Genomic DNA, 9,344 nt, shown 5'->3' on the forward strand with positions numbered 1-9,344 from the left:
CGGCGGCAGCGCGCCACCGAGGATGCCGGCGAGGTTGTAGCCGAGCCCGGCGCCGGTGTAGCGGTAGCGGGCCTGGAACAGCTCGGGCAGCAGTGCACCGGCCGGTCCGTAGGCGATACCGAAGATGATCAGCGTGACGAACAGGACCAGACCGAAGGCGAAGGTCGACCCGGTGTCGAGGATCGGGAAGACGAACAGCGTCCACGGGATGGCCAGTCCGACCGAGGTGCCGATGACCTTCCTCCGGCCGATCTTGTCCGAGTACATCGCCGACAGCGCGATGGCGGCACCGAAGATCAGCGCGGCGATCATGCCCATGCCCAGGACGAACGGGCGGGAGTGCCCGAGGGTGGCGGTGGCGTAGTTCGTGAGGAACGAGGTGCCCATGTAGAAGAGCGAGAACAGCGAGGTGAGCGCACCACCCGCGATGAGGATCTCTTTCCACTGGTACCGCAGCGCATCGGCGAACGGCAGCGTCCTGGGGGCCGTGACCCTGTTCGCGGCCTTGTCCGCAGCCGCGGTCTCGGCGGCTTCCTTGGCCTCCCTCGCCTGGGTCTGGCGGAAGACCGGGGTCTCCTCGACCGTGAGACGGATCCACAGGCCGACCAGCACGAGGACGGCGGAGAGCAGGAACGGGATACGCCAGCCGTACTGCATGAAGGGGCTGTCGAGGTCTGCACCGCCACCGGCGACGAGCGAGAAGACGAGGAACGTCCCCGAGGAGAGGAAGAACGCGAAGGCCACGCCCAGCTGCGGCCACATGGCCATCATGCCGCGCTTGCCCTCGGGGGCGTACTCGGCCGTGAGCAGCGTGGCTCCGGCCCATTCGCCGCCGACCGCGAAGCCCTGGAAGAAGCGGCACACCACCAGCAGGGTCGGTGCCCAGATGCCGATGCCGCCCTCGAAGACGCCGAACGCCCCCGTGTTATACCCGGGCAGCAGACCGATGAAGACGGTCGCCACGCCCATGATGATCAGCGTCCAGACGAGCGTGTTCTTGCGACCGATCCGGTCACCGAAGTGGCCGAAGATCGCCGCACCGACGGGCCGGGCGAAGAACGCCACGGCGAAGGTCGCGAACGAGGACAGCGTCGCCGTCGCGGGGTTCTGGTCGGGGAAGAACAGGGCCGGGAAGACCAGCGCGGCGGCGGTGCCGTAGATGAAGAAGTCGTACCACTCGATCGTGGTACCGATCGAGGACGCCGCGGCGACCTTCTTCAGCGAGGTCTTCTGCTTGACCGGCGGAAGATTCGGGGACAGCGGGGCCGCGTCCCCCGGCGGGGTGTTTCCGGACTGCGTCAAGACAACTCCAGTCGTGTCAGGTTCGCCGGGCATCTGACCTCCGGCGAGGCGGGTGATCGCCGACGCATAGGCGTCGATTGAGCCGAACAGTATGTGATGACCACCACACCCGATACACCCGAAAGTATGTGGACGTGACCCGGCCCACAGCTCACCGGACCGATTCGACCTGATTCCCTGCCCGTCGAGCACCCCTACGGTGCCGGGCGAACAGCGCGCCCGAGCCACAGGAAGGCACCGATCCCGACCACCGGGCGCCGGACGCCGGTGAGGGCCTGGCCTCATGCGTCGGCGGACCACAGGCGTCGGCGAGCCGAATTCCCGCGCTCACACCGACTGCACGACCACAGCCGTTCCGAGGGGCCGGGCTCCCGGTCTGTCCGGGGGAGGCGATCAGGCGCGCCGATCGGACGAGCAGACTCCTCGACACGGTCGGACGCATCTCCGACACGCCGTCGCGAGGCGTTCATCCCGCACGGCGGCGCCGGGGGCCGCACCGGCCACCGGTGCCCCGGAGAGAGGATCGCGGTGACCGCCTTGTCCGCGGCCGTCGCGGCGCTGTGCAGGCCGGAGGTACGGATCAGCGACGATCCCGACGAACTGACGTTGCCGTGGACCACGATGCTCACGCGCCCGGCGACCGGGGTCAGGGTCCGCTGTGGCCGACCCTCAGGGCTCTGAGGGTCGGCCGGGACGGATCCGAGCATGACGGGTCGGCAGGACTGATCAGGGCAGGAGCGATCAGGGCCGGACCGATCAGGGCAGGACGCCGAGGAGCCGGGCGCGGGCCACGGACTCCATCCGTGACCGTGTGCCCAGCTTGGTACCGATGTTGCGCAGGTACGCCTTGATCGTCTCCGGTGACAGGGACAGTCGGGCGCCGACCTCGGCGTTGGAGCATCCGAGAGCGACCTGTGCGAGGACGTCGATCTCCCGGGGGGACAGGACCGTCGGCGCCGGGCCCGGGTCCCGGCCCACGTCCGGAGTCCGGCCCACCCCCGCCAGCGCGGAACCCGCGGCCAGGAGCCTCTCGCGGAGATCCGGATCGCCGAGCTCGGCGGCGATGGCCCGCAACTCGCCGTGGAGGACTCGAAGACGTTCCCTGTCGGAGGATTCCAGCCCGAAGTTCTGCTCGGCCGCGGCGTGGTCGGCCATCCGCAGTCGTCGATCGACCTCGTCGTGGACCTTGAACTCCGAGGCCAGGTCCGCGGCGACGGTGGTGAACGTCCGGGTGACCTGGTCGCCGAGCTGGGTGGCGACGCGGGCCGATCCGTAGAGGATCGTCCGCGCCACGCCCGAGACGATCACGGGCACGGAGATGATCGCCCGCAAGCCCTCGCGGTCCACCGCGTCGGCGTAGTCGCGGGTGATCCTCGAGCACTCCTCGTAGTCGCGCACCGTCGCCGGTCGTCCGGAGGCCATCACGTGACCACCGAGCCCACGGCCCCTGGCCACGGCCAGCCCCTGCATGGAGTCGGTGCGGACCCCGATGAAGCGGTTCAGTCTGGCGGTCTCACCGGTGACGTCGCCGGCGAAGACGACGGGCACACCGGAATCACGGCGGGCCCGGCGCAGGGCCCCTAGTACAGCGTCTGAATCCTTGGGTCGGAGGGTGGACATGGTGTTCTCCCGAGAGTGGAGGTGTTCAGCTCCGCGAGGAATCGCGGATGCTGGTGATGATGGCGCTGAAGTCCTTGCCACCGTTGTCCTGCGCGAACTCGTCGTACAGGGCAGCCGCTGCCGCGCCGAGCGGAGCGACCGTACCAGTGCTCTCCAGGGCCGCGAGCGCCAGCCCGAGATCCTTGTTCATGAGAGCGGTGGCGAAGCCGGGCGTGAAGTCGTTGTTGGCGGGAGAGGTGGGGACCGGACCGGGGACCGGGCAGTTGGTGTGCAGCGCCCAGCTGTTGCCGGTGGCCCCGGTGACCACGTCGAACAGGGCCTGGTGATCGAGACCCAGCCCCTCGGCGAGCACGAACGCCTCGGCGATCGCGATCTGGTGCACGGCCAGCACCATGTTGTTGCAGACCTTGGCGGCCTGGCCGGCCCCGGCTCCGCCGCAGTGGATGACCTTGCCCGCCATCGGCTCGAGCACGGGCTGCGCGGCCGCGAAGGCCTCGTCCTCCCCGCCGACCATGAACGCCAGGGTGCCGGCGGTCGCGCCCTTGACGCCGCCGGAGACGGGCGCGTCGACCTGGAGCATCCCGGCGTCCACGGCCTTGGCGTGGACCGCACGGGCGTCGTCGACCGAGATGGTGGAGGAGTCGATGAACAGGGTCCCCTCCCCCGCCTCGCCCAGGACCTCGTCATAGGTCGAGGTCACCAGCGCACCGTTGGGCAGCATCGTGATCACGACGCCGGCTCCCCGGACCGCCTCGGCGGGCGAGTCGCACACGGTGATCCCGGCGGTCCGGGCCGCGTCCTGCGCCGCGGCGACCGGGTCGAATCCTCTGACGTCGAGTCCGGCGCCGACCAGGTTGGCGGCCATGGGTCCACCCATGTTGCCCAGCCCGAGAAACGCCACAGTCTGCGATCGGTTGTCCATGTCCTACGCTCCCAGTCCGCGCGCGGCGACGGCCCGGCCGACGACGACGCGCATGATCTCGTTCGTCCCCTCCAGGATGCGGTGCACCCGGAGATCTCGCACGATCTTCTCTATTCCGTACTCGGCCAGGTACCCGTACCCGCCGAAGAGCTGCAACGCCCGGTCCGCGATGTCGAAGCAGCGGTCGGTGACGAAGAGCTTCGCCATGGCGCACTGCTCCACGTGATCCGGCTCCTTGGCGTCCAGGGCCGCGGCGGCGCGCCACAGCATGAGCCGGCTCGCCTCCAACTCGGTCGCCATCTCCGCGAGGGTGAAGCGGATCGTCGGCTCGTCGATCAACGCGCCGCCGAACGCCTCACGGTCCCGCACGTGGGCGACGGCCCGCGTGTACGCGTCCTGGGCGCCGCCCAGTGAGCAGGCGGCGATGTTGATGCGCCCGCCGTTGAGCCCCCGCATCGCGATGGTGAACCCGAGGCCCTCGCCGCCGGTGTCCGCGCCACCGATGAGGTTCGCCGCCGGGACCCGCACGCCCTCCATGATCACCTGCGCGGTGGGCTGGGCGTTCCAGCCCATCTTCTGCTCGTCCGGACCGAAGCTCAGGCCCTCGGAGTCCGCCGGGACCAGGAAGGCCGAGATCCCCTTGGGGCCGGCCTCCCCGGTGCGGGCCATCACCACGTAGACGTCCGACTGCCCGCCACCGGAGATGAACTGCTTGGTGCCGGTGAGGACGTACTCCGCGGTCTCGCCCTCGCCCTCCTTCACCGCCTTCGTCCGCAGCGCCGCCGCGTCCGACCCGGCGCCCGGCTCCGTCAGGCAGTAGCTCGCGAACAGCTCCAGCGACGCCAGCCGCGGGATCCACTCGTGGCGCTGCTCCTCGGTGCCGAACTCGTCGACCATCCACACGCACATGTTGTGGATGGACAGGTACGCGGCCACCGACGGGCATCCCCGGGCGAGCTGCTCGAAGATGCGGACACCGTCCAGCCGCCGCATCCCGCTGCCCCCGACGTCCTCCGAGACGTAGATGGCGCCCATCCCCATCTCGGCGGCCTCGCGGAGGACGTCCTTGGGGAAGTGGTGCGTCGCGTCCCACTCCTGCGCTTTGGGCGCGATCCGCTTGACCGAGAAGTCGCGGGCGGTGTCGACGATGACCTTGTCGTCGTCATCAAGGGTGAACATGGGTGTTCCTCTCATACGGTGCCCGGTTCGTACGGTGTGCGGCAGGTGAACTGCGCGGCGGGTGAGCTGCGCGGCGGATCCGGTTCGCGGTCAGTCCATCGTGGGGATGACGAACTCGGCACCGTCCTTGATGCCGGAGGGCCAGCGCTGGGTGACCGTCTTGACCTTCGAGTAGAACTTGATCGACTCCGGGCCGTGCTGGTTGAGGTCGCCGAATCCGGACTTCTTCCAGCCTCCGAAGGTGTGGTACGCGATCGGCACGGGGATCGGCACGTTGACGCCGACCATGCCCACCTGGACGTTGGACACGAACTCGCGGGCGGCGTCGCCGTCGCGGGTGAAGATGGCCACGCCGTTGCCGTACTCGTGCTCGTTGGGCAGGCGCAGGGCCTCCTCGTAGTCCTTGGCGTGGACCACCACGAGGACGGGGCCGAAGATCTCGTCGGTGTAGACGCTCATGTCCGGGGTGACCTTGTCCATGAGCGTGGGGCCGACGTAGTAGCCCCCGGAGATGTCCTCGCCGTTGAACTCGTCCGTGTAGGCACCCACGCTGCGGCCGTCGATGAGGATCTCCGCACCGGCCTTCTCGCCCTGGTCGATGTAGTCCAGCACGCGGGCCTTGGACTCGGGGGTGACCAGCGGGCCGTAGTCGGACTTCGGGTCGTGGCTGTGGCCCACCCGCAACTCCTTGACCTTGGGCACCAACTTCTCGAGCAGGGCCTCGGCGGTGCCCTCGCCCACGGGGACGGCCACCGAGATGGCCATGCAGCGCTCACCGGCGGAGCCGAAACCGGCGCCGACCAGGGCATCGGCGGCCTGCTCGAGATCCGCGTCCGGCATGATGATCATGTGGTTCTTGGCGCCGCCGAAGCACTGCGCGCGCTTGCCGGTGCGGGCCGCGTTCTCGTAGATGTACTGCGCGATGGGCGTGGAGCCGACGAAGCCCACGGCCTGGATGGTCTCGCTGTTGAGGATCGCGTCGACCGCCTCCTTGTCACCGTGGACGACCTGGAAGATGCCGTCGGGCAGACCGGCCTCGGTGAACAGCTCGGCCAGGCGCACCGGGACGGAGGGGTCGCGCTCGGAGGGCTTCAGCACGAAGGCGTTGCCGCACGCGATGGCCGGGCCCGCCTTCCACAGGGGGATCATGGCCGGGAAGTTGAACGGGGTGATCCCCGCGACCACACCGAGCGGCTGGCGCATGGAGTAGACGTCGACGCCCGTGCCGGCGTTCTCGGTGAACTCGCCCTTGAGCAGGTGCGGGATGCCGATCGCGAACTCGATCACCTCGAGGCCGCGCTGGATGTCACCCTTCGCGTCCGGGGTGGTCTTGCCGTGCTCGATCGCCAGCAGCTCCGCGAGCTCGTCCATGTTCTGGTTGATCAGGTCGACGAACCGCATGAGCACGCGGGCGCGCTTCTGCGGGTTCTGGGCCGCCCACGCCTTCTGCGCCTCGGCGGCCTTGGCGATCACGTCGTCGACCTCCGCCGTCGACGCCAGCGGAACCACGGCCTGCGCCTTGCCCGTGCTGGGGTTCAACACCTCGTGGGTGCGGCCGCCCGTGGCGGCGACCCTGGTGCCGTTGATGTAGTGCTCGATCTGCCTGAGATCCGACATGGACATCCCTTCGTCGTGAGGCCGCGGTCCGGAGATGTCCGCGCGCCACTGCTCCCGTGATGACCATCACTCTATACTTGCATCTCCTAGTAATCCAGGACCCGGCCCCGCGGCCGCCCCCGACCCTCCCCTTTCGGGTGTACCGCCGGCCGCCCGGCCGCCCATACTGTGAGCTGACTCACTTCCCGTGCCCGTTCTCACCCGTGCCCGCTGTCAGGAGACTTCATGGCCCCGCTCGCCACCGACGCCACCACCCGATTCCGCGCCGCCCGCGACTTCCTGCAGGCCAACGCGGAGGACTACGAGGCCGCCCGGGCCGGCTTCGCGTGGCCGGAGCTCGACGAGTGGAACTGGGCACTCAACTGGTTCGACGTCGAGGCCGAGGGGAACACCGATCCCGCGTTGTGGATCGTCGAGGAGCACGACGGCGGCGGTGCACCGACCGAGGCGAAGTACTCCTTCGACGAGATGCGGATCCGCTCGGACCGCACCGCCAACTGGCTGCGCGAGGCCGGGGTCGGGCCCGGCGACCGGATCCTGCTCATGCTGGCCAACCAGGTGGAGCTGTGGGACGTCATGCTCGCGGTGATCAAGCTCGGCGCCGTGGTCATCCCCGCCACCACCCTGCTCGCCGAGGGCGACCTGCGCGACCGCATCGCCCGCGGCGGAATCAAGCACGTGATCGCCCGCTCCGAGCTGGCCGAGCGCTTCGCCGCCATCTCCGGCGACTATCAGCGGTTCGCGGTGGGCGGCGCCCCCGACGGCTGGACCGACCTCGCCGGTGCGATGGACGCCTCCCCCGACTTCGAGCCCAGCCACACCACCCATGCCGACGACACGCTGCTGCTCTACTTCACGTCCGGCACCACCAGCAAGCCCAAGCTCGTCGAGCACACCCACGCCTCGTACCCGGCGGGCCACCTGTCGACCATGTACTGGATCGGTCTCCAGCCGGGCGACGTCCACCTCAACGTGTCCTCGCCCGGATGGGCCAAGCACGCGTGGTCCAACGTGTTCACGCCGTGGATCGCCGGGTCGTGCGTGTTCATCTACAACTACTCCCGCTTCGACGCCACGGCGATGATGCGCGAGATGGACCGCTGCGGGGTGTCCAGCCTGTGCTGCCCGCCCACCGTGTGGCGGATGCTCATCCAGGCCGACCTGACGCAGCTGCAGGTGCCGCCACGGCTGGCGGTGGGTGCCGGCGAGCCCTTGAACCCGGAGGTGATCGGGCGCGTCCGCGACGCGTGGGGGGTGACCATCCGCGACGGCTTCGGCCAGACCGAGACCACCGTGCAGATCGCCAACACCCCGGGCCAGCCCATCAAGGACGGGTCCATGGGCCGCCCGTGCCCCGGATTCGACGTCGTCCTGGTAGACCCCGCCACCGGACAGGAGGTCCCGGGAGAGGGCGCCGAGGGCGAGATCTGCCTGCGCCTGGACCCCCGCCCGCTCGGCCTGATGGTCGGATATCACGGAGACAAGGACCGGACCGACGCCGCGTACGCGGACGGTTTCTACCACACCGGTGACGTCGGCTCGCGGGACTCCGAGGGCTACATCACCTACGTGGGCCGGACGGACGACGTGTTCAAGTCCTCCGACTACCGGATCTCGCCGTTCGAGCTGGAGTCCGTCCTGTTGGAGCACCCGGCGGTGGCCGAGGCGGCGGTCGTCCCGTCCCCGGATCCCGTGCGACTGAGCGTCCCCAAGGCGTTCGTCGTCCTGGCCGGCGGCTGGGAGCCGACCGAGGAGACCGCCCGCCAGATCTTCGACTACTCCCGCACCCACCTGGCCGGCTACAAGCGGGTGCGCCGTCTCCAGTTCACCGACCTGCCCAAGACCATCTCCGGCAAGATCCGCCGCGTCGAGCTGCGCAAGGGCGAGAGCGAGAACGGCCCGTCGGTGGACTTCCCCGGCGAGTTCCGGGAGGAGTCGCTGCGCTGACGGCCGGTCCCCGTTCCCGCTCAGGCCCGGACCAGTCCGTCTATCTCCTCGGGGGTCCACGGCGGACTGTCGTGGAAATCTCGGTAGGCCAGGATCTGCGCCTCCGGGGTGGGGAATCTCCCGATGAACCCGCCCGACCCGGCGAACACCCCGCCGGTGATCCCGGCAGCCAGATCGGAGACGAGATAGGTGTAGAGCGGCGCCACGTACTCCGGCCCGGCCGGGTCCAGTGCGCCGGCCACACTGAGCTCGTCGAGCATCCCCCTGCGGCCCAGCTCGCGGATCTGGTCCTCGTAGTCCTCCCCGCTCGACAGCCTGGTCCGGGCGCCCGGGCACACCACGTTCGCGCGAACCCCGTGCTCGGCGAGCTCGGCCGCGATCGCCATGGTCAGCGAGGTGACCGCGCCCTTGCCGGCCGGGTAGCCCGTACCTCCGTAGTCGCCTTTCCAGGCGAACGACGACGTGGTGACGATCGCGCCCGAGCCGGTGCAGACGAAGTGCGGTGCGAACACGCGGCACGCCGCGAAGACCGTCCCCAGGTGGGCGTCAATGAGGGCGCCGAACTCTGCGTGATCCACGGTGAGGATCGAGGATCCCGCGGGTTCGGGCACCCCTGCGCACGTGATCAGGCCGGACACCGCCGACCCACCGCGGATCGCCTCCGCGAGCAGCGACTCCGCCACCGCGGGTTCGTGTGCCGACCCGGCGACCCCGGTGATCCGGCCGTCGGACCGTGCGGCGAGCTCGGCGACCCGGT

General features: G+C 69.6%; 8 protein-coding genes. 2 read left to right on the plus strand and 6 right to left on the minus strand.

Annotation, left to right across the window (positions count from 1 at the left end):
• Positions 1-1,302: MFS transporter (locus G6020_RS07055; protein WP_182610132.1), on the minus strand; the 1,302-nt coding region annotated here is incomplete at its 3' end.
• 528 nt (positions 1,303-1,830) lie between these two features.
• Between G6020_RS07055 and G6020_RS07060 the strand changes: the two genes are divergently transcribed.
• Complete coding sequence (locus tag G6020_RS07060) at positions 1,831-1,983, plus strand: hypothetical protein (RefSeq protein ID WP_347238329.1); 153 nt, start codon at positions 1,831-1,833, stop codon at positions 1,981-1,983.
• Positions 1,984-2,058: 75 nt separating this feature from the next.
• Here the strand turns inward: G6020_RS07060 and G6020_RS07065 are convergent, their stop codons facing one another.
• From G6020_RS07065 to G6020_RS07080, 4 genes are all read right to left on the minus strand, one after another.
• Positions 2,059-2,922: a LuxR C-terminal-related transcriptional regulator gene (locus G6020_RS07065; protein ID WP_179525942.1), complete on the minus strand. Its 864-nt coding sequence runs from the start codon at positions 2,920-2,922 to the stop codon at positions 2,059-2,061.
• A gap of 25 nt (positions 2,923-2,947) precedes the next feature.
• Entirely contained in the window at positions 2,948-3,844 is an 897-nt protein-coding gene (gene mmsB, locus G6020_RS07070; protein ID WP_179525943.1) for a 3-hydroxyisobutyrate dehydrogenase, read from the minus strand.
• 3 nt (positions 3,845-3,847) lie between these two features.
• Positions 3,848-5,023 carry an acyl-CoA dehydrogenase family protein gene (locus G6020_RS07075; protein ID WP_182610133.1) on the minus strand — a complete coding sequence of 392 codons (1,176 nt, stop codon included), beginning with the start codon at positions 5,021-5,023 and terminating at the stop codon, positions 3,848-3,850.
• Between the two features lie 90 nt (positions 5,024-5,113).
• On the minus strand, positions 5,114-6,640 hold the full coding sequence (locus G6020_RS07080) for a CoA-acylating methylmalonate-semialdehyde dehydrogenase (RefSeq protein ID WP_182610134.1): 1,527 nt from the start codon (positions 6,638-6,640) through the stop codon (positions 5,114-5,116).
• A 225-nt stretch (positions 6,641-6,865) separates the two neighbouring features.
• On the opposite strand from G6020_RS07080, the gene G6020_RS07085 reads away from it, so the two are divergent.
• A complete protein-coding gene (locus G6020_RS07085; protein ID WP_182610135.1) occupies positions 6,866-8,587 on the plus strand; it encodes an AMP-binding protein in 1,722 nt (573 codons plus the stop codon).
• A gap of 20 nt (positions 8,588-8,607) precedes the next feature.
• On the opposite strand, the gene G6020_RS07090 is transcribed toward G6020_RS07085, so the two are convergent.
• Positions 8,608-9,306, minus strand: a complete 699-nt coding sequence (locus G6020_RS07090) for an SDR family oxidoreductase (protein WP_347238330.1) — start codon at positions 9,304-9,306, stop codon at positions 8,608-8,610.
• Positions 9,307-9,344: the final 38 nt, after the last annotated feature.

Origin of the sequence: Dietzia sp. B19 (assembly GCF_014145155.1) — a bacterium.
Lineage (GTDB): Bacteria > Actinomycetota > Actinomycetes > Mycobacteriales > Mycobacteriaceae > Dietzia > Dietzia natronolimnaea.

Coding starts and splice junctions, on each gene's coding strand:
- G6020_RS07080 (WP_182610134.1), bottom strand. CDS start 6,640: ATGTCGGATCTCAGGCAGATCGAGCACTACATCAACGGCACCAGGGTC.
- G6020_RS07075 (WP_182610133.1), bottom strand. CDS start 5,023: ATGTTCACCCTTGATGACGACGACAAGGTCATCGTCGACACCGCCCGC.
- G6020_RS07065 (WP_179525942.1), bottom strand. CDS start 2,922: ATGTCCACCCTCCGACCCAAGGATTCAGACGCTGTACTAGGGGCCCTG.
- mmsB (WP_179525943.1), bottom strand. CDS start 3,844: ATGGACAACCGATCGCAGACTGTGGCGTTTCTCGGGCTGGGCAACATG.
- G6020_RS07085 (WP_182610135.1), top strand. CDS start 6,866: ATGGCCCCGCTCGCCACCGACGCCACCACCCGATTCCGCGCCGCCCGC.